Origin of the sequence: Sneathiella limimaris, from assembly GCF_012932565.1 — a bacterium.
GTDB classification, from domain to species: Bacteria; Pseudomonadota; Alphaproteobacteria; order Sneathiellales; family Sneathiellaceae; genus Sneathiella; species Sneathiella limimaris.
On record NZ_JABBYJ010000003.1, the window covers coordinates 165,521 to 183,669 of the forward strand.

Sequence of the window (18,149 nt, forward strand, 5' to 3'; positions counted from 1 at the left end):
AGTGATCCGGGTTCAGTCTGAAATCTTTGATACAGGCGAAGAAATCAAAAAACTCACCGCGGGCGCAACGAATATTGGTGCGGTCGTAACCTTTACTGGTCTTGTTCGTGATTTTAATGATGGTTCGGGGATCACAAGTTTAACCCTGGAACATTATCCAGGAATGACAGAAAAGGAACTGGCTCAGATTGAGGAAGAAGCTCGCAAACGATGGGAGTTAGACGATTGTCTCATCATCCATCGGTACGGCCGAATGGAAGTCACTGAGCCCATCGTACTTGTTATTACCGCATCAGCTCATCGAAAAGACGCATTTGAAGCTGCAGAATTCTTGATGGACTGGCTTAAAACCAAGGCTCCCTTCTGGAAACTTGAAGAAAAGACAGATGGAAATTCAGGCTGGGTAGAAGAAAGGCATTCAGACCTAGATGCCGCAAAAAGGTGGGAGTGATTACTGCCGCGCCTGACGCTTCAAGATCCAATCTGCCGCACGACGATTTGCCTCTACAATCTGCACTTCAGACATATTTGCCATAAGTCGCTCGTTCATGTCTTTCGCTCCGGCTTTTCCACGAGCTGCTGATATAAGCGACCATTTCAAGGCTTCAATATCATTTCGGCTCGCCGCTATTTCTGCCTTGGCTGAAGCTGTATCAAGAGGAGTGCTTTCAGATCTTTCCAAGATCTGGGCAACAACTCCTTGATCCAATCCATTAGAAATAACCGGCATCGAAGCCTTAGGGGCTTCTTGCTTTGGTTCGGGCTTTGGTTTTGGAAGAACGGCAACGGTTGCAGGTTTTTGCTCTTCAACCTTTGGAGTTACGATCTTTTCTTTTTGAGTTTCTGTAACTGGAGCAGCCTTTGGTTTTGCTTCCACCTTTGGTGCCTCCACAACAGGATTGGAGGCAATAACTTCCTCTTTTTTCGCTTCAGAAGCTGCCGCTTTCACTGGTTGAGCAGGTTCAGAAGTCGTTTTTGATGCCGTAGCCTGCTGCCTTCGGGTCTCAACAGTCTGTTTCGCTGCAGTTTTAGGGGCATCCGCTTGAACTTCAGCTGACTTGGGCGCCTGGCTTACCGATTGAACAGGTTTTGGCGGACTTGTTTTTTCAACAGAGGTTCTTGCAACCGGCTGATTAGTTACAGCAGTTTTCGGCACTTGCTGTTGCAATGAAGTAGTCGATTGTGAAGAAGTCAACGGCGCAGCTTCCGAGGTCACCGAACTGGACTGCATGCTTGTTGATCCAGTTTGTGTCGTCGCTTTTTGTTTGGCTTTGAGTTCTGCAAGCCTTTGAAGAGCTGCATTTCTCTCGTCTTGTTTTTTCTTCTCCGCGCGAAGGCGAGCCATCCGCTCTTCTTCTTCTCGCTGCTTCTGGGCTAAATATGCCTTGCGCTTAGCCTCTTCAGCCTGTTGCCGTGCAGCTTCAATAGCAGCCTGCCGACTTTGTTCTTCAAGCTTCTTTGCAAGCTTTGCGTCAGCGTCCCGTTTTGCTATGAGTTCGCGTTGACGCCTTGCTCTTTCCGCAGCTTGTCGGTTCTCAGCTTCAATTTTTGCCTTTTCACGAGCTGCTCTGGCCTCAATGATTTTCTTATAATCTTCGTCAGACAAGCCCACAGTCTGACGGTACCATTGGCCAAGAACTGTTACCGCATACTTGTTCCCATCTTCGATCTGACCTGATGTCAGAATTTCCTGCAATCTGGAAACCGCCTGCTCTGCTTCAGGCATCTTCTGAGCGGCAGCTAAACGATACCACCCATAAGCAACAGCCAAATCCTTTGGTTGGTCCTGACCGCCGCGTTCATAAATAACACCGAGATTATACTGTGCGTTCACGTTTCCAGCGATCGCCAACTCTTCCCAAAGCGTAGCCGCTTGTTTGAAGTCGCCACTGTTATACGCTTTTAGTCCATCCTCATATGTTGCAAACGCCAAACTCGTCGGCAGAACAAGCATTCCTGCCAGTATAGCTGTACGTAACAATCTCATTGTGAGTAAGACCTAACCTATATTTTTTCGTTCAACACTGACGTAATGAATACCCTTTATACCACCTATTTTCAAAAGAAAAAGAGAGCTTCAGGCACAACCCATCTGGATCAGTATATATGCTAATTCTCTCTTAATTCATCACATTGAGAAGTCAAAAGGTCCCTCGCCCCAAACAAACCTAAAAAGAACACCTATCATCTTTGATAATTATTCAGTTATAGTTGTGAAACGTAACGCATGAGGAATGCTATAAGACCTAATTTGATGCTTTATACGAATGTATTGAGAAGTTTGAGTAAAAATGGCTGATGTAAAAACAGGAACTAATCCTCTTTTCCTTAGGGAAGAGGAACTCAGACAATGTATTGAACTGCTCTTTTTTGCATACAGGGACTTTACAGACGGCCCTGATCAAATCCTAAAGAAGTACAATTTTGGACGTGCACATCATAGAGTAATCCATTTTGTTGGTCGCAACCCAGGGATTACAGTCTCAGAGCTTCTGGACATTCTTCAAATTACAAAGCAAAGCCTCAGCCGTGTGTTGAACGCTTTAGTTGAACGTGGTTTTGTCGCTCAAAAAGCAGGGGTTACAGACCGCCGCCAAAGGCTCCTTTCTTTAACTGATAAAGGGGTCAAACTGGAAAAAGAAATCAGCACCGTTCAACAACAACAGGTTGCTAGAGCATTCCGAGAGGCGGGGGGTGAAGCGGTCGCTGGCTACCGGAAAGTCTTGGAGGGCTTGATCAAGGAGTCTGATCGCGAACAAACCATGAAGCGGATACTCAAAAAATAGCATTGCTGACACTATATGACAGTTCATTATGAAAGATAACGCACCTCATATTCTTGTTGTCGATGATGATACGCGTTTGGCGTCCTTGCTCCGGAAGTATCTCTCTGACAACGGATATCGAGTTACAGTTGCCGAAACAGCTGAAGTTGCCGCCCAGAAAATGGCTGGAATTTCTTTTGACTTAATGGTCTTGGATCGAATGATGCCAGGGCAAGATGGTCTGTCATTTGCACATACTATTCGAAGCACAACAGGCCCTAATCAGAATATTGCTATCCTTATGCTGACCGCTATGGCTGAAACCGAGGACCGCATAGATGGCCTTGAGGCCGGTGTAGATGACTATCTGACAAAGCCATTTGAACCTCGTGAACTCCTTCTGAGGGTTTCGTCGATATTGAAGCGATCCTTACAAGAACCTGTGTCGGAAGTAAACTTCGGTGCCTTCAGCTTCGATATTTCGCGTGGTGAGCTGAGTAAGGATAATCAGGTTATTAACTTAACCTCTACCGAGCAGGTCCTTTTAAAAAGCCTCGCTACGTCGCCAGGAGTTCCGATTTCCCGTGATGATCTTTCCTTAAACAGCGGAACGCAAGGTCGCGCAGTTGATGTCCAAATTACAAGACTGCGACGAAAAATCGAGGATGATCCAAAAATACCCAGATACCTTCAAACCGTTCGCGGTGAAGGTTACGTCCTTTGGGCAGATTAAACCGGGTCGCGGCTGATGAAAATAAATGCACCATATGTTGGGATCCTGAAAAAAATAATGCCAAGAACTCTTTTTGGCAGATCCTTGCTAATCGTGGTGCTTCCAACAATTTTGCTACAAGTTCTCGCAACCTATATTTTTTATGAACGACATTGGAATAATGTGGCAAGACGCCTCGCTCAAGGAGTTTCCGGGGAAATTGCAAGCGTCATTTCATTGACTGACAGATTTCCAGGAGTTGAAGCCCGCGAGAGTATCCTGAGCATTGCACGGGATCAAATGAGATTAACAGTTTCGTTTGAAGAAGGCACAGAAGTCCGAATTCCCGAAGACCACTCAGATGATTTTGGGTTTTTGGAGAAGCATATGGCTCGGGAACTGCAGAACAGCCTACCCGGTCGCGCCTTTACCATCAAAACTAATGATCGTCTGGAAACAGTTAATATTCGCGTACAGTTACCTGATCATGTTCTTAGCGTTGTCGTTAGGGACAAGCGCCTCTTTTCAAGTACGACATATATCTTTGTGATGTGGATGGTGGGAATTTCCATCACGTTGCTTGCTATTGCTGTTATCTTCCTTCGCAATCAGATGCGACCAATTCGACAACTAGCAGAAGCCGCTGAAAAATTTGGTAAAGGCCAAGAAGTTGAAGATTTCAAGCCCTCTGGCGCACAAGAAATCCGCCTTGCCTCCATCGCTTTTCATGAAATGAAAAACCGGATCCACCGGCAAATTACGCAAAGGACTGAAATGTTGGCTGGGGTCAGCCATGATCTGCGCACCCCACTCACCCGAATGAAACTTCAGCTGGAGATGCTCGACGATAAAGAGGCTAGGGATAATCTACTCGGTGATGTTCAGGATATGAGCAATATGGTGGAGGGCTACTTGGCTTTTGCAAAAGGGCAGGAAGCGGAAAGTGAGCGCCCGGTAAATCTCGCGGAACTTGTTGGTGAAGTCTGCGAGAATGCCCGGCGGCAGGGTGCTTTGATTTCTCTTGAAGGACCGCGATCTATTTCTAAAAAGTTACGACCTAATAGCATTAAACGATGCCTGATGAACCTGATTGAAAATGCGCGACGTTATGCGGGCGAAATTCAGGTCACCTTAAGCGCAAAAGAAGAATATATCCTCATCACAATCGATGATAATGGTCCAGGTATTCCCGAAGAAAAAAGGCAGGATGTCTTTAAACCCTTTTTCCGGATGGATACTTCCAGAAATTCAGAGACAGGTGGAAGCGGATTGGGTATGACCATCGCCAGGGATATTATTCACAGCCATGGCGGGCAGATTGCCCTCGGGGAAAGTCCACTTGGTGGACTGCGAATTCAACTTATCCTTCCGTGGTAGAGTGAGCTTCTATCGCATTAATACACTCAGAGAACATTTTCTGTAGACCGTTGTCACAGGCCGGTGCTTTGGCGGAGGTCGTGTTTGCTAATGCTAAAACAGCAGGAACCGCTGCCATGGCAGTGGGTGGATTGACAACCGCTTTCGCAATCAGTTGAACCTGTTCAATCTCTTTTTGATAGGCATCCACAAGAGAGGCTGTCTGTTCATCTTTTTTTCGTAACGATTGGAGAAGTTGATCTGCTTTTTGATGTGCAGAAGTCAATTCCTCCTGATGCTGCCTAAACAGAGCCTTCAGATCAGGGGCTTGTGGCATTGTAAAATGTGTCTCTGTCTCCAACCGCCCTCTCTCCTTTAGTGCAGTCGACCGCCGATAGGAACTTCATGATCCGGGCTAATTAGAGAAATCGCCCCATTGGCATCACTAAACCCCAAAACAAGGACTTCAGACATAACAGGTCCGATCTGGCGCGGTGGAAAGTTCACAACGGCAGCAATCCGTTTTCCCACTAGTTCTTCGCGGGTATATAGCACCGTAATCTGCGCTGAGCTTTTCTTAATCCCTATGTCGTCGCCAAAGTCGATTTTAAGCTTGTATGCTGGTTTCCTAGCCTCCGGAAATTCCTCGGCTTCAACAATTTTTCCCACCCGTATATCTACTTTCAAGAAATCCTGAAACGCTATCTCGCTCTCTAAATCAGACATTAAACCCTCTTTAAGTATTAAAATAAGGGTTATTCTAGAGACACGCTCAGGATTAACCACCCGAAAATTTAGTTGCCGCTAGGTCAATTTTTGCCATCGATTGTTCAACCGCCTTGATAACATTTTCAGAGGACTTCCTCGATATAGAGAGTACTGTTTGCGATATAGTCTCCATACTCTTGGACAGATCTTCTGTTTTTGAAAGTCTTTCCTGCATGGCACTCAGGTCCACAGGGTTTTTTGAAGATCCGATATCTCTTTTTAAGTTTTTCTCAAATTCCGCTAATGCTTGATTCAAAAAAGAAGACTGCGACTTTGTTATTTCAGCAAAACCAGCTGCTACTTCAGAAGTAACGGTCTGCATCGCCTTAAAACTGTGTTGCTGACTTCCATGCAAAGCCGTCAAATCGGGGATTAATAGCTTTCCAGCCAAATGGGTTTCTGTTCCATTCGCATCATTGATTGACATACGCACTCCCTAAAAGAGTGCATATGCCACTTTTATTTCTACCTTTAAGAGTTTTTGGATAATTCGATAGATCTTGTAGTTGCGGCTCGAACTGTTCGCTCCATTAACGGCTTTAAACCGTCTTCCGCCATTAGCACCTCTAGTCCCGCCGCTGTCGTTCCGTTTGGACTTGTGACATTCTCCCTGAGCGTACCTACACACAGATCAGATTGCGAAGCGAGTTCTCCGGCACCAAGAACGGTCTGTTTTGCAAGTTTAAGTGCCAGATCTTCAGGCAAACCGTTCGCCACACCAGCCTTTTTCATGGCCTCAATTAGATAAAAAACATATGCAGGCCCTGAGCCGGATAGCCCTGTGACTGCATCCATCTGCTCTTCTTTTTCGATCCATGCTGTTTCACCGCAAGCAGCCATCAACTGATCACATATTTCTCTCTGCTCATCGGATACATTTTGGTTTGCGACCGATACAAGCATACCACGCCCAATGGCAGCAGGCGTGTTTGGCATTGTCCTCACAACTGCAGAGGATTGGTCCAATGAGGATTCCAGTTCCGCAAGCTTGATCCCGGCTGCGACAGAAATAATCAAAGAGCCTTTTTTTGCATACTTTTTATACTCTGGAGAGATTGCTGCGATCTGGTTTGGCTTGACAGCGAAGACAATAGCGTCGGGTTTAAACCCGCGGCGGATATCAACTGACGACGCATAGCAATGGACTCCTTCATCCTGAAATCCACCCAACCGATCCAGTGATTTATTCACAACAGCAATAGAACCAGGGGCAAACCCTTTGTTGAGCCACCCCCGAAGCATCGCCTGCCCCATATTGCCACAACCAACTAATAGTGTTTTAAACTTCATACCACATACTCCTTAAGCACTAAAAAGGAGTATATTTTTATAAATTTTACACTTTAAAGTTACTTTCCGAGCTCTTTCGATCTATTAGCAGCAGCTCTAACGGTCTTGTCCATCAAGGGTTTTAAACCGTCATCCGCCATCAGCACCTCAAGGCCGGCCGCAGTTGTACCATTTGGACTTGTCACATTGACCCGCAATTGCTCAACCGCATCTGTCGAAACGAGAGCAAGTTCTCCAGCACCAGCAACGGTCGTTTTCGCCAATTGCAATGCCAGCTCATCGGATAGACCTGCAGCAACACCTGCCGCTTTCATACACTCGATCATATAAAAAACATAAGCGGGGCCCGAACCTGAGAGGCCTGTTACTGCATCCATCAGGCCTTCATCTTCAATCCAAGCGGTGTCACCAATTGCCTGCATCAATACATCGCACAGCTTACGCTGATGATCGGAAACATTTTCATTTGCATAGGAAACCATCATTCCCCGACGGATCGCCGCAGGTGTATTGGGCATTGTTCGGATAATGGCTGCTTTTTCACCAAAACTTTCTTCGAACAATTTAATCTGTGTACCAGCAGCAATAGAGATCACGAGAGCCCCTTGATCCGCATATCCCCGATAACTCTCCAATACATCTGCAATAACCTGAGGCTTCACTGCTAAGATGAGAACGTCCGGACAATAGCCTTCCTCAATCAATAGAGGTGAGGAGAAAGTCCGGCTTCCGAGGTTCGCAGCTTTTTCTCGATTATCTGATGAAGGATCAACAACGACAATATCATTAGGTTTGACCCCCTGTTCAATCCAGCCACCCAACATGGCACGGCCCATATTACCGCACCCAACCAACAATACTGACATGCTCATTTGATTAAGCTTCACCCATAGTTTCTAACATGGCTGCATCTAGCGCATCTTCAGGTGACTTTCCACCCCAAATGCAGAATTGAATTGCTGGGTAAAAGCGATCCAGTTCTTTCATGCCCATTTCAAGGAGGGTTTGCGCCTGCTCTTCTTCCAGATCGCCACTCTTGTTGAGAAGTAACGCATGACGGAACATGAGCAACCCTTCATCACGCCAAGCATCAAAATGGCCAACAAACAGACGCTCATTAATCATAGCCATCAATTCATAAATAACGGCCATATTCTTGTCAGGTATCTTTATATCATAAGCGCAGGAAAAATGGATTGCGCGGAGATCTGGCCTCCATGAAAACCAAAGGTGATATTGGCACCAACTGCCTTCCACCCCAACAGTCAGCTCATTATTGCCCTGACGGTCATAATCCCAGTCATTTTGGTCAATAATAGTTTCAACAATATCCAGTGGATTGCATACATCTGTTTCTTCAGATGACAGAAGAAGTGTCGTCATGGCGGGTCTCCATCTTTCAGAAGTTTCCGCGCCTTGGGTCAAATGCGCCCGCATTTCCACCTATAAACACAGAAATTCCGGTTCGGGCCATATATGGTAGCTTCAATATTCAGCAACCATATATATAGCGTAACCAACGCTTCTATGTCGCGCAAGTCAAAAGGTGGTTAAAATTCATTTTTCTTGTGGATAACCTGCCTGAAACTGAAACAGATCGGAGAAATCTGCAAAAATTCAGCTTTTCTTTTTCGAGGTCGAGGAGGCAGACCTTTTTGCCGGTGCCTTTTTGGCCAACTGAGCTTTCAACTCCTTAATCACCTCTTCCTGTTGCTCCACCTTATCACTGAGGGAAACAACCATTGCTTTGACAGCATCAAACTCATCGCGAGGGACGAGGTCCATCTTAGAAAGCATCCGCTCCATCTGCTGATGCATCAAGTTGTCCATCTCCGCTTTCATGCCTTGAGCTGTACCAAGAGCACCAGAGGCGAGTTTGGCAAAGTCGTCGAAAATTTTTGAGTCAGATTGCATCACATAAGTCCTTCATTCTACAACAACAATATGAGTTGCTGCGACAAAAAATGCAAGTCGTTAGAACTCTGGACTTCAGATAAATCCCGATCACAACAGCAGTTCTTATTGCGGTTTTGGAAGCACACGATATAGTCTAGCGCCATGACTTGGATATCTTCACTATCTGCACTTTCATACCCCGAAATTGATCCGATACTTTTCAGTATTGGTCCGTTCGCAATACGCTGGTATGCGCTAGCTTACATTGCCGGCCTTGTAATTGGTTGGCGATTGATGATCCATTTCGCAAAATCTCCAAAAAGTTCAATTTCCCCTGCACATATCGACGACTTTCTGATGTGGGCGACATTGGGCGTTATTCTGGGAGGTCGATTAGGCTATGTAATTTTTTACAAACCTGAATTCTATATCGCAAACCCAGTTGAAATTCTCAAAGTATGGCAAGGTGGAATGTCTTTCCACGGAGGATTTTTGGGCGTTGTTATTTCGGCATTTCTTTTCTGCCGTAAACACAAGCTTCCGACCCTGGAACTTGCAGATATGCTGGCAACGGTCGCGCCTATCGGCCTTTTTTTCGGTCGTGTCGCGAATTTTATTAATGGTGAGCTTTTTGGCCGGGTCAGTGATGCGCCATGGGCGATGGTCTTTCCAAACGGAGGCCCACTCCCTCGTCACCCCAGCCAGCTATATGAAGCGATTTTGGAGGGACTTCTTCTTTTCCTGATCATAATGATAGTGCGAAGAACTCCATTTGGATCCAAGCCCGGAGTTCTCTCTGGTCTCTTTTTGATTGGTTATGCACTTGCCAGATCTTTCGTAGAGCTTTTCCGCCAACCTGATGCTCATTTAGGTTTCCTAATCGGAGGCTCAACCATGGGGCAGCTGCTATCCGTTCCCATGATCCTCATTGGTCTGTTGCTTATTTGGCATTCAGCCCGCAAATCATGACAACTCCGCTAGATCAAATTATTTGGGCCCAGATCCAGGAAAAAGGTCCAATGCCGCTGGATGAGTTTATGAATTTGGCGCTCATGCATCCGGAACATGGCTATTATCAAAGAGCCAATCCACTTGGTGCAAAAGGAGATTTCATCACAGCACCAGATATTAGCCAGATGTTTGGAGAATTGATTGGACTATGGTGTGTGGATTGCTGGGTAAAGCTGGGAGCGCCAAATAAATTTATTTTAGCTGAAGTGGGACCCGGTCAAGGGACTCTCATGCAGGATGCGCTTAGAAGCGCCAGTCTGGTTCCAGAGTTCTTGGAAGCAGCAGATATTCATTTGGTTGAGGGAAGCCGGAAACTTCAAACAGTCCAGCAAGCGACTCTCCGCGATTATACTGTCACTTGGCACCAGTCCATACAGGACCTTCCAAGCGATCTTCCGTTGATCCTGATTGGAAACGAATTTCTTGACGCCCTTCCAATTCGCCAGTTTGAAGCCACTGAAGACTGTTGGTTGGAGCGAAAAGTCGCCCTTTTAGACACCGCTCTTACTTTAGTGACAGAACCTGTTGCAGATGTGCGCACCAATACTGAGCTGCCTTCTATCTCGGGGATTGAAAAGGGAGTTATCTTTGAGTTGCCCGCAGCAGCAATGGACGTTGTTAAAGATCTTGCTCTGCGATTATCTAATCAAAACGGTGTGGCTCTATTTATTGATTATGGCCCAATGGAAAGTGGATTTGGCGACAGCTTCCAGGCCGTAAAAAATCACAAGTTTGTAGATCCATTAGCCAACCCAGGATCTCATGATCTAACGGCGCATGTGGATTTTGCCAAGCTAGCTTCGGTCGCGAAAAAGCAGGGCTGCTCCCCTACCCCAATTGCCACACAAGGTCGTTTTCTCGAGCGTCTTGGCATTGAAGCCAGAGCCTTGTCACTTTCTCGAAATGCTGATGAAGCCACGAAAAAACGAATTACTGAGGATTTAAAACGTCTTGTCAGCAACTCAGGAATGGGTACGCTGTTCAAAGCATTCAGTTTTCATCATGGAATGAATGAAGGGCCTGCCGGATTTAGCTAATGTATGTGAAAGCCAAAAATCTGACTAATGCTGGTGTACAACATGCCTTTTTCACCCGCGAAAACGGGGTTTCAGAGGGTATATATGCAGGCCTTAATTGTGGACCGGGGTCAAACGATGATGCTGTGGCCGTTGCAGAGAATAGAAAGCGTGCCATGGCAGAACTGAATGTGCCTGCAGCCAATCTCTACACCCTCTATCAAATTCATAGTGCTGATGTAATTGCCATCGACGAAAACAGTGATCCGAACACGCGCCCAAAGGGGGATGCGATGGTGACCAACCAAAGGAACGTCGCACTTGGAATACTCACTGCCGACTGTGTGCCCATTCTGTTCTACGATGCAAAAAACAGCGTTATTGGCGCGGCACATTCAGGATGGAAAGGCACACTTTCAGGTATTTTTGAAAATGTAATTGATGAAATGGTTTCGCTTGGCGCTGAGGTTAAAGAAATACACGCAGCTATTGGTCCTTCTATCCAACAACCATCTTATGAAGTTGGCCCGGAATTTCCTGAACCGTTTCTGAAAAAGAACTCTGAAAACCGGAAATATTTTATACCCTCTTCAAAAAGTGGTCATTTCTTATTCGATTTGACCGGGCTGGTTCTTGATGATCTAAACTCGCTTCCTTTGAAATCAGTAGAACGACTCACTTTGGACACATATAAAGAAGAAGATCTTTTTTACAGTTATCGGCGAACTTGCCATCGAAAGGAACCTGACTATGGGCGCCAACTTTCTGCCATTACCCTCGTTTAGGAAAAGTCGTTAGCGATCCAACACGAAGCTTCAGATATATTATCCCATGCCTCACCTCATCATTTTCATCTTCCTCTGTATTCTTGGGCTTTTAGCGACCTGTGCTCTCTAAATTTATAAAAAGAACAGTATTTCTATGCCTCTGCGCTGCGTTAATGGCCTGCCAGCCGTTGGAACGCCCCTTTCAACCTCGGCAGAAAACAAGCGTGGCAAACGCGCCGGGTCCTCGTGCTTCATTATATGTCCCTTCCATCAAAAACGGTCCGGAGGATCTCCGAGAAGATCTAGCTAAGCAGCTTCAAAAACTAGGTATTGCTGCCTTTACAGGTGAACCAATCACAAACAGGTATAGCGTTAAAGGTGAAGTGTTCCTTGAGCAGGGCAAAAGCTATGTGACCTGGAAAATCTTCAATCCTTTAGATCAGGAAATTGGGCTAGCAACAACTCAGGAAATAGGCAGTGTGGCCACAGGGCCCTGTCTTTTTGACAATGATCTAGAGCCTATTGCGCTAAAGAGTGCGAGTGAAATCGACGTCTTGCTTGGAGGCTCGGGTGTCAATTTTGATGCATTGAAAAAACCCACGCTCTTCATTCCCATTGTCGAGGGCGCACCTGGTGACGGTTCAGAAAGCCTCGCCGCAGCAATGCAAGAGAACATTATTGCCTTAGGGTTAGATGTTTTGCCTGAGCCTTGGCATGCCAGTTATATCCTTAAAGGTAAGGTCTCGATGACCCCGGCCAAGAAAGGATCTCAAGTCATCAGCATTCTGTGGCAACTCGAACGCCAAAATGGTGAATATGTCGGCAAAGTTGAACAACGCAACAGAATCAGGGCAGGCTCGTTAAATGGTCCTTGGGGCCCGGTTGCGATTGCTGCCGCAAAAGGCGGAGCAAGTGGTATCTTTAAGCTCCTGAATGAAGTGGAAGCTGCCTATTTCAGTCGCAAGTCAAAATAATGCAGCTTTGATTCATCTTTTTAGCTCATAAACCGTTTACAGGATGGGATCACCTTGGTAAGTTCCGCCCCGCTTGAGCGCGCTTATCATAGTCTCGTTACAAGTTTGTGTATTAGAGTTGAACTGAGCCTAATGGCTAGAGGACTGTTCAAATGAAAATCCTGTCAGGTAACAGCAACCTTCCCCTCTCGGAAGCGGTCGCTAAATATTTGGAACTGCCACTTACAAATGCCGCGATCCGGCGCTTCTCTGACAATGAAATTTTTGTCGAAATCCATGAAAATGTTCGCGGTGAAGATGTGTTTATCATCCAGCCAACATCATACCCTGCCAACGACCATTTAATGGAACTCCTGGTCACAACCGATGCTTTGAGACGCGCGTCAGCAAAGCGAATCACTGCTGTTGTCCCCTATTTCGGGTACGCCCGTCAGGATCGTAAGCCCGGACCTAGAACACCAATTTCTGCCAAACTTGTTGCAAACCTGATCACAACAGCTGGTGCAGACAGGGTCCTGACAATGGATCTGCATGCAGGTCAGATCCAGGGTTTCTTTGACATTCCAACCGATAACTTGTTTTCAGCGCCCGTTATTGTACCAGATATTGAAGAACATTACGGCCGAGGTGAAGACATTACGATTGTCTCCCCGGACGTTGGTGGGGTGGTTCGTGCCCGTGCTTTCGCTAAAAGACTTGACGCCAATCTCGCAATCGTCGATAAGCGCCGGGAACGCGCGGGCGTTTCAGAAGTTATGAATATCATTGGCGATGTTGAAGGCCAGACCTGTATTCTGGTCGATGATATCGTTGATAGTGCGGGAACTCTCTGTAATGCCGCTGGTGCGTTGATGGAAAAGGGTGCCAAACGCGTCGTTGGATATGTGACGCATGGTGTCCTTTCTGGTGGCGCAATCAACCGGATCAAAGATTCTGCTCTGGTCGAAATGGTCACAACAGACAGTATTCTGGCAACAGAAGCCTTCAAGGTTTCTGAAAAAATGCGCCAGATTTCAGTTGCCCCCCTGATCGGTGAGGCAATGAAACGGATTTCACAGGAAACTTCGGTTTCCAGCCTGTTTGATTAATCATTCAGGTATCATTGTGCGGGCACCCCTGGAGGCACGCACTTAACTAGCACCGGGTTTTGCCCGGTGTTGCTCGTTCGTAAGGAGAATTGTAATGAGCGATACTGTAACACTGCTTGCAGAAAAACGCGACCGGGTAGGAAAGGGGACCTCCCGTGCTTTGCGTCGTGAAGGCCGCACCCCTGCGGTAATTTATGGAGACAAAAAAGAGCCTGTTTCTATTTCATTGGAAATGAAAGAACTGGTCAAGTACATCAACAGAGGTGGGTTCCTCTCCACAATCTGCAATGTGCAGGTTGGAAAGGACAAATATCAAGTCCTGCCTCGTGATATTCAGCTGCACCCTGTAAAGGACAGCCCAGTTCACGTTGACTTCCTTCGCGTTTCCGCCAAATCCCAAATCGCTGTGAACGTTGCAGTGAACTTCCTGAATGAAGACAAATGTCAGGGTCTCATTCGCGGTGGTGTTCTGAACGTAGTTCGGCATGAAGTGGAACTGATGGTCTCTGCGACAGCAATTCCAGAGGCCATTGAAGTTGATCTGTCTAAATTCGATATTGGTGACAGTATCCATATTTCTGACTTCGACCTGCCAGATGGTGCAGAGCCAACAATTACGGATCGTGACTTTACAGTTGCGACAATTGCGGCACCGACTGTTGTTACTGAAACAACAGACGAAGAAGGTGAAGACGAAGCTGCAGCTGAAGCCGCTCCGGAAACTTCTGAAGACAGCGAATAACAGCACAGGAATAAGAAATGATTTTGCTGGTTGGACTTGGCAATCCTGGTAAAGGGTATGCTCAAAACCGGCATAATTATGGATTTATGGCGGCGGATGAAATCATTCGCCGCTATTCATTTTCAGCTGAAAAAATCCGGTTTCAGGGTCTTGTCTCTGAAGGCAGGCTTGGTACGGAAAAAGTACTTATCCTCAAACCAACCACCTATATGAATGAATCCGGGCGTGCAGTTCGGGAAGCTTCTAGTTTTTACAAAATTCCGCCAGAGGACATCATTGTTCTCCATGATGAGTTGGATCTACCACTCGGAAAAATGCGGGTAAAAATTGGTGGTGGCCACGGTGGCAACAATGGTCTTCGATCCATTGAGGCTCATATGGGCAAAAACTTTAAGCGCGTGCGCCTTGGTATTGGCCATCCTGGTGATAAAAACCTAGTGGCCTCATACGTCCTAAAAGATTTTTCCAAGTCAGAGCAGACTGTCGCAAATACCATGATTGACAGCGTTGCAAAGCATATTGAATTACTTGCAGATGGTGACGATGCAGGCTTCATGAATAAAGTTGCCCTCGACACAGCCCCTGCAAAACCGAAAAAACCGGCTAAAGCCGACGATAAATAAAGGAGTTCCTTCATGGGCTTTAAATGTGGAATTGTAGGACTGCCCAACGTTGGGAAATCAACCTTGTTCAACGCCCTGACACAAACAGCTCAGGCTGCCGCGGAAAATTATCCTTTTTGCACCATCGAGCCTAACCTGGGCCAAGTCCCTGTACCAGATGAGCGCATGCAAAAACTCTCTGAGCTTGCCAAATCAAAAGAACTAATTCCAACACAGCTGACTTTTGTGGACATTGCAGGCTTGGTGCGCGGTGCAGCCAGCGGCGAAGGTCTTGGCAACAAGTTCCTTGCCCATATCCGGGAAGTCGATGCGATCATTCAGGTTGTTCGCTGTTTTGAAGATGATGACATCACCCATGTCGATGGCAAAGTCGATCCAATTGCTGATATAGAAACCATTGAAACAGAACTAATGCTTGCCGATTTGGAAAGCCTTGAAAAACGCGCAGAGAGCATTGTCAAAAAGGTACGCGGTGGCGATAAGGAAGCGATAGTTCAATCCGATCTGATCAACAGAGCCCTGGAAGTTCTAAAAGATGGAAAACCAGCCCGAGTAGTTGAGTTGGCCGACGATGAAATCCGGGCTTTCAAAAACCTGCAGCTGCTCACATCCAAACCTGTCCTTTACGTGTGCAATGTCGATGAGGACTGCGCTGCAACTGGAAATGACTACTCCAAAAAAGTGGAAGAAAAAGCAGCGAATGAAAATGCAGGTGTTGTTATCATTTCTGCAGCGATTGAAGCAGAAGTTGCTCAGTTAGATGATGAAGAACGCGCAGAATTTCTTGAAGAACTAGGCCTATCAGAAACAGGTCTTGGTCGCATCATTCGCGCGGGTTACAACCTGTTAAACCTCGTAACATACTTCACTGTTGGCCCAAAAGAATGTCGGGCCTGGACGATCCCTGCTGGAACAAAAGCCCCGCAGGCCGCCGGCGTTATTCACACAGACTTTGAAAAAGGCTTTATCCGCGCCGAAACCATCGCTTATGACGCCTATGTTGGTAATGGTGGAGAGAGCGGCGCGAAGGAAGCAGGACAAATGCGCCTTGAGGGTAAAGAATATATCGTCAAGGATGGTGACGTTCTTCACTTCCGTTTTGCCAATTAAACTTCTATCCTTAAGGTCCCAATCGGAGACTTAAGAATGACAAAAAAATACTTTGAAGATTTCCGCGTTGGCGACACGGAAATCTTTGGGGAAAAAACTCTCTCTGAAGCTGAGATTATCGAATTCGCCACAGACTATGACCCGCAGCCCTTTCATATTGATCCAGCTGCTGCGAAAGAACATTTCTTTGGTGGGATTATCGCATCTGGCTGGCATACAGGCTCTTCCCTCATGCGAATGATCGTGGATGGCCAAATTGCCAATTCAAGTTCTATGGGCTCCCCTGGCATCGACGAGTTAAGATGGGTGAAGCCAGTTCGGCCAAACGAAACCCTCCATGTGGCAAGTGAGGTCTTGTCTAGCACACCTCACAAATACAAAAATGATCGGGGATTTGTAAAATTTCGTCACACCGTTTTGAATAGCGCGGATGAAATCAAAATGACAATGGTCTCCAGTATCCTATTTGGCAAAAACCCAAATAAGGAACCTAAACTATGAGCAGCCGATATTTTGAAGACGTGCAGATTGGGGACAGTCAAGAATTTGGTTCCCGAACTTTAAGCAAAGAAGAAATTATCTCCTTTGCTGAGAAATTTGATCCGCAGCCCTTTCATATCGATGAAGAAGCAGCAAAGTCATCCCAGTTTGGGGGAATAATTGCCTCTGGCTGGCAAACGGCTTCTGTGACCATGCGGATGATGGTAGACAACATGATCGATACCAGCGCTTCTCTTGGATCCCCTGGTGTAAATAATTTGAGGTGGTACAAACCGGTTAGACCAGGAGACACTCTTCGCGTTCGCTCCGAAGTAATGAGTAAAAAAAGATCGCAGTCCCGGACAACGATGGGAACTATTTTCGGAAAGATTGAAGTCTTCAACCAAAATGATGAAATGGTCATGAGTTTTGAGAGTATTGGCCTGACGCAGTGTCGACCTCAGACCCCCTTAAAATTTTAGGTTGATTTGTTTTTTTCTTTAACGCGTTAGTATTCCCCCCCATCTATGATATGATCTGATCAAATCATACTTTCATCATTTTGGGGGAAACCGATGGACATGCTTTCCGGCTTTGCCGTTCTTGTCATTTTCCTAGTAATTCTGGCTATTGTCATCGTCTTCATGGGGGTGACTGTCGTCCCCCAAGGTTACCAATACACAATCGAACGCTTTGGTCGATATACAAAAAGTCTGACGCCCGGGTTAGGTTTTCTCATGCCCTTTATCGATCGCGTTGGCGCTAAAATCAACATGATGGAACAGGTTCTGGATATCCCTACACAAGAAGTGATTTCCAAGGACAACGCTATGGTCGAAGTTGACGGGGTCCTGTTCTTTCAAGTCCTCGATGCAGCAAAATCAGCATATGAAGTTCGTGATCTGCAAAGAGCGATCCAGAACCTAGCTCAAACAAACCTGAGAACTGTTCTTGGCTCTATGGATCTGGACGAGGCATTAAGTCAGCGGGATAGCATAAACACTCGCCTTCTGACGGTTATCGATCAAGCCTCCAATCCTTGGGGTATCAAAGTCACTCGAGTGGAAATTAAAGACATTACTCCGCCGGCTGATCTGGTGGAAGCGATGGCACGTCAAATGAAAGCAGAACGTGAAAAGCGTGCTGTCATTTTGGAAGCTGAAGGTGTTCGCCAATCAGAAATTCTAAAAGCTGAAGGTGAAAAGAAATCGACAATCCTTGAAGCAGAAGGCCGGAGGGAAGCAGCGTTCCGTGACGCAGAGGCCCGTGAGCGTGCAGCTCAAGCTGAGGCAAAGGCAACACTGGATGTGTCCGAAGCTATCGCAAAAGGTGATATCCAATCCATTAATTACTTTGTGGCTCAAAAATATGTTGAAGCCATGCAGGAAATTGGCTCAGCTCGGAACTCTAAAGTCGTGCTCATGCCAATGGAGGCCACAGCCCTAATTGGTACCCTCGGCGGCATCTCAGAGATTGCAAAACAAGTATTCAATGACGATGGCTCCGGCAAACCCCGAATTTCTACAGGTTCAGTTCCATCGAGTGACTAAT

23 protein-coding genes are annotated in these 18,149 nt (G+C 46.4%); 15 read left to right on the forward strand and 8 right to left on the reverse strand.

Annotated elements, in window-relative coordinates; all coding sequences use genetic code 11:
* Window position 1 precedes the first annotated feature (1 nt).
* Entirely contained in the window at window positions 2–451 is a 450-nt protein-coding gene (locus tag HH301_RS16465) for a molybdenum cofactor biosynthesis protein MoaE (RefSeq protein WP_338091387.1), read from the forward strand.
* On the opposite strand, the gene HH301_RS16470 is transcribed toward HH301_RS16465, so the two are convergent.
* On the reverse strand, window positions 452–1,987 hold the full coding sequence (locus HH301_RS16470; RefSeq protein ID WP_169570140.1) for an SEL1-like repeat protein: 1,536 nt from the start codon (window positions 1,985–1,987) through the stop codon (window positions 452–454).
* Between the two features lie 304 nt (window positions 1,988–2,291).
* Between HH301_RS16470 and HH301_RS16475 the strand changes: the two genes are divergently transcribed.
* Genes HH301_RS16475 through HH301_RS16485 form a run of 3 tightly spaced genes read left to right on the forward strand, consistent with a single transcriptional unit; the run spans window position 2,292 to window position 4,854 of the window.
* On the forward strand, window positions 2,292–2,786 hold the full coding sequence (locus HH301_RS16475) for a MarR family winged helix-turn-helix transcriptional regulator (RefSeq protein WP_169570141.1): 495 nt from the start codon (window positions 2,292–2,294) through the stop codon (window positions 2,784–2,786).
* Between the two features lie 28 nt (window positions 2,787–2,814).
* Window positions 2,815–3,498, forward strand: a complete 684-nt coding sequence (locus tag HH301_RS16480) for a response regulator (RefSeq protein WP_169570142.1) — start codon at window positions 2,815–2,817, stop codon at window positions 3,496–3,498.
* Window positions 3,499–3,513: 15 nt separating this feature from the next.
* Window positions 3,514–4,854, forward strand: coding sequence for an ATP-binding protein (locus HH301_RS16485; protein WP_169570143.1), 1,341 nt, complete (start codon window positions 3,514–3,516; stop codon window positions 4,852–4,854).
* Here HH301_RS16485 and HH301_RS16490 read toward each other — a convergent pair.
* The 7 genes from HH301_RS16490 to HH301_RS16520 form a co-directional block, all read right to left on the reverse strand.
* Complete coding sequence (locus HH301_RS16490) at window positions 4,838–5,194, reverse strand: hypothetical protein (protein WP_169570144.1); 357 nt, start codon at window positions 5,192–5,194, stop codon at window positions 4,838–4,840. The two genes, HH301_RS16485 and HH301_RS16490, sit on opposite strands and share 17 nt — an antisense overlap.
* A gap of 14 nt (window positions 5,195–5,208) precedes the next feature.
* Entirely contained in the window at window positions 5,209–5,559 is a 351-nt protein-coding gene (locus tag HH301_RS16495; protein ID WP_169570145.1) for a tRNA-binding protein, read from the reverse strand.
* Window positions 5,560–5,611: 52 nt separating this feature from the next.
* On the reverse strand, window positions 5,612–6,028 hold the full coding sequence (locus HH301_RS16500) for a hypothetical protein (protein ID WP_169570146.1): 417 nt from the start codon (window positions 6,026–6,028) through the stop codon (window positions 5,612–5,614).
* A 44-nt stretch (window positions 6,029–6,072) separates the two neighbouring features.
* Complete coding sequence (proC, locus tag HH301_RS16505; RefSeq protein WP_169570147.1) at window positions 6,073–6,891, reverse strand: pyrroline-5-carboxylate reductase; 819 nt, start codon at window positions 6,889–6,891, stop codon at window positions 6,073–6,075.
* Window positions 6,892–6,950: 59 nt separating this feature from the next.
* On the reverse strand, window positions 6,951–7,763 hold the full coding sequence (gene proC / locus HH301_RS16510) for a pyrroline-5-carboxylate reductase (protein ID WP_169570148.1): 813 nt from the start codon (window positions 7,761–7,763) through the stop codon (window positions 6,951–6,953).
* A gap of 4 nt (window positions 7,764–7,767) precedes the next feature.
* Window positions 7,768–8,274, reverse strand: a complete 507-nt coding sequence (locus HH301_RS16515) for a type III secretion system chaperone family protein (protein ID WP_169570149.1) — start codon at window positions 8,272–8,274, stop codon at window positions 7,768–7,770.
* A 234-nt stretch (window positions 8,275–8,508) separates the two neighbouring features.
* Complete coding sequence (locus HH301_RS16520; RefSeq protein ID WP_206378393.1) at window positions 8,509–8,805, reverse strand: accessory factor UbiK family protein; 297 nt, start codon at window positions 8,803–8,805, stop codon at window positions 8,509–8,511.
* 144 nt (window positions 8,806–8,949) lie between these two features.
* Here HH301_RS16520 and lgt point away from each other — a divergent pair, with 144 nt between their 5' ends.
* From lgt to HH301_RS16575, 11 genes are all read left to right on the forward strand, one after another.
* Window positions 8,950–9,756 carry a prolipoprotein diacylglyceryl transferase gene (lgt, locus tag HH301_RS16525; protein WP_169570151.1) on the forward strand — a complete coding sequence of 269 codons (807 nt, stop codon included), beginning with the start codon at window positions 8,950–8,952 and terminating at the stop codon, window positions 9,754–9,756.
* Entirely contained in the window at window positions 9,753–10,835 is a 1,083-nt protein-coding gene (locus tag HH301_RS16530; protein ID WP_169570152.1) for a class I SAM-dependent methyltransferase, read from the forward strand. The genes lgt and HH301_RS16530 overlap by 4 nt, the downstream gene beginning before the upstream one ends.
* Window positions 10,835–11,599 (forward strand): peptidoglycan editing factor PgeF, encoded by a 765-nt coding sequence (pgeF, locus tag HH301_RS16535; RefSeq protein WP_169570153.1) that lies wholly within the window; start codon window positions 10,835–10,837, stop codon window positions 11,597–11,599. Before HH301_RS16530 ends, pgeF begins: the two co-directional genes overlap by 1 nt.
* Window positions 11,600–11,805: 206 nt before the next feature.
* Window positions 11,806–12,555: a hypothetical protein gene (locus HH301_RS16540; RefSeq protein WP_169570154.1), complete on the forward strand. Its 750-nt coding sequence runs from the start codon at window positions 11,806–11,808 to the stop codon at window positions 12,553–12,555.
* Window positions 12,556–12,707: 152 nt separating this feature from the next.
* Window positions 12,708–13,643, forward strand: coding sequence for a ribose-phosphate pyrophosphokinase (locus HH301_RS16545; RefSeq protein WP_169570155.1), 936 nt, complete (start codon window positions 12,708–12,710; stop codon window positions 13,641–13,643).
* Window positions 13,644–13,737: 94 nt separating this feature from the next.
* A complete protein-coding gene (locus HH301_RS16550) occupies window positions 13,738–14,385 on the forward strand; it encodes a 50S ribosomal protein L25/general stress protein Ctc (protein ID WP_169570156.1) in 648 nt (215 codons plus the stop codon).
* Between the two features lie 17 nt (window positions 14,386–14,402).
* Window positions 14,403–15,008 (forward strand): aminoacyl-tRNA hydrolase, encoded by a 606-nt coding sequence (gene pth / locus HH301_RS16555; protein ID WP_169570157.1) that lies wholly within the window; start codon window positions 14,403–14,405, stop codon window positions 15,006–15,008.
* 12 nt (window positions 15,009–15,020) lie between these two features.
* Window positions 15,021–16,118 carry a redox-regulated ATPase YchF gene (gene ychF, locus HH301_RS16560; protein WP_169570158.1) on the forward strand — a complete coding sequence of 366 codons (1,098 nt, stop codon included), beginning with the start codon at window positions 15,021–15,023 and terminating at the stop codon, window positions 16,116–16,118.
* A 36-nt stretch (window positions 16,119–16,154) separates the two neighbouring features.
* On the forward strand, window positions 16,155–16,619 hold the full coding sequence (locus HH301_RS16565) for a MaoC family dehydratase (protein ID WP_169570159.1): 465 nt from the start codon (window positions 16,155–16,157) through the stop codon (window positions 16,617–16,619).
* Window positions 16,616–17,080 (forward strand): MaoC family dehydratase, encoded by a 465-nt coding sequence (locus tag HH301_RS16570; protein ID WP_169570160.1) that lies wholly within the window; start codon window positions 16,616–16,618, stop codon window positions 17,078–17,080. Before HH301_RS16565 ends, HH301_RS16570 begins: the two co-directional genes overlap by 4 nt.
* Window positions 17,081–17,173: 93 nt before the next feature.
* Window positions 17,174–18,148 (forward strand): SPFH domain-containing protein, encoded by a 975-nt coding sequence (locus HH301_RS16575; RefSeq protein WP_206378394.1) that lies wholly within the window; start codon window positions 17,174–17,176, stop codon window positions 18,146–18,148.
* Window position 18,149 lies beyond the last annotated feature (1 nt).

Excerpts from the sequence above, each read along its gene's own strand:
- HH301_RS16470 (WP_169570140.1), bottom strand. The coding sequence starts at position 1,987 with ATGAGATTGTTACGTACAGCTATACTGGCAGGAATGCTTGTTCTGCCG.
- HH301_RS16475 (WP_169570141.1), top strand. The coding sequence starts at position 2,292 with ATGGCTGATGTAAAAACAGGAACTAATCCTCTTTTCCTTAGGGAAGAG.
- HH301_RS16480 (WP_169570142.1), top strand. The coding sequence starts at position 2,815 with ATGAAAGATAACGCACCTCATATTCTTGTTGTCGATGATGATACGCGT.
- HH301_RS16485 (WP_169570143.1), top strand. The coding sequence starts at position 3,514 with ATGAAAATAAATGCACCATATGTTGGGATCCTGAAAAAAATAATGCCA.
- HH301_RS16495 (WP_169570145.1), bottom strand. The coding sequence starts at position 5,559 with ATGTCTGATTTAGAGAGCGAGATAGCGTTTCAGGATTTCTTGAAAGTA.
- HH301_RS16500 (WP_169570146.1), bottom strand. The coding sequence starts at position 6,028 with ATGTCAATCAATGATGCGAATGGAACAGAAACCCATTTGGCTGGAAAG.
- proC (WP_169570147.1), bottom strand. The coding sequence starts at position 6,891 with ATGAAGTTTAAAACACTATTAGTTGGTTGTGGCAATATGGGGCAGGCG.
- proC (WP_169570148.1), bottom strand. The coding sequence starts at position 7,763 with ATGAGCATGTCAGTATTGTTGGTTGGGTGCGGTAATATGGGCCGTGCC.
- HH301_RS16515 (WP_169570149.1), bottom strand. The coding sequence starts at position 8,274 with ATGACGACACTTCTTCTGTCATCTGAAGAAACAGATGTATGCAATCCA.
- HH301_RS16520 (WP_206378393.1), bottom strand. The coding sequence starts at position 8,805 with ATGCAATCTGACTCAAAAATTTTCGACGACTTTGCCAAACTCGCCTCT.
- lgt (WP_169570151.1), top strand. The coding sequence starts at position 8,950 with ATGACTTGGATATCTTCACTATCTGCACTTTCATACCCCGAAATTGAT.
- HH301_RS16530 (WP_169570152.1), top strand. The coding sequence starts at position 9,753 with ATGACAACTCCGCTAGATCAAATTATTTGGGCCCAGATCCAGGAAAAA.
- pgeF (WP_169570153.1), top strand. The coding sequence starts at position 10,835 with ATGTATGTGAAAGCCAAAAATCTGACTAATGCTGGTGTACAACATGCC.
- HH301_RS16545 (WP_169570155.1), top strand. The coding sequence starts at position 12,708 with ATGAAAATCCTGTCAGGTAACAGCAACCTTCCCCTCTCGGAAGCGGTC.
- HH301_RS16550 (WP_169570156.1), top strand. The coding sequence starts at position 13,738 with ATGAGCGATACTGTAACACTGCTTGCAGAAAAACGCGACCGGGTAGGA.
- pth (WP_169570157.1), top strand. The coding sequence starts at position 14,403 with ATGATTTTGCTGGTTGGACTTGGCAATCCTGGTAAAGGGTATGCTCAA.
- ychF (WP_169570158.1), top strand. The coding sequence starts at position 15,021 with ATGGGCTTTAAATGTGGAATTGTAGGACTGCCCAACGTTGGGAAATCA.
- HH301_RS16565 (WP_169570159.1), top strand. The coding sequence starts at position 16,155 with ATGACAAAAAAATACTTTGAAGATTTCCGCGTTGGCGACACGGAAATC.
- HH301_RS16570 (WP_169570160.1), top strand. The coding sequence starts at position 16,616 with ATGAGCAGCCGATATTTTGAAGACGTGCAGATTGGGGACAGTCAAGAA.
- HH301_RS16575 (WP_206378394.1), top strand. The coding sequence starts at position 17,174 with ATGGACATGCTTTCCGGCTTTGCCGTTCTTGTCATTTTCCTAGTAATT.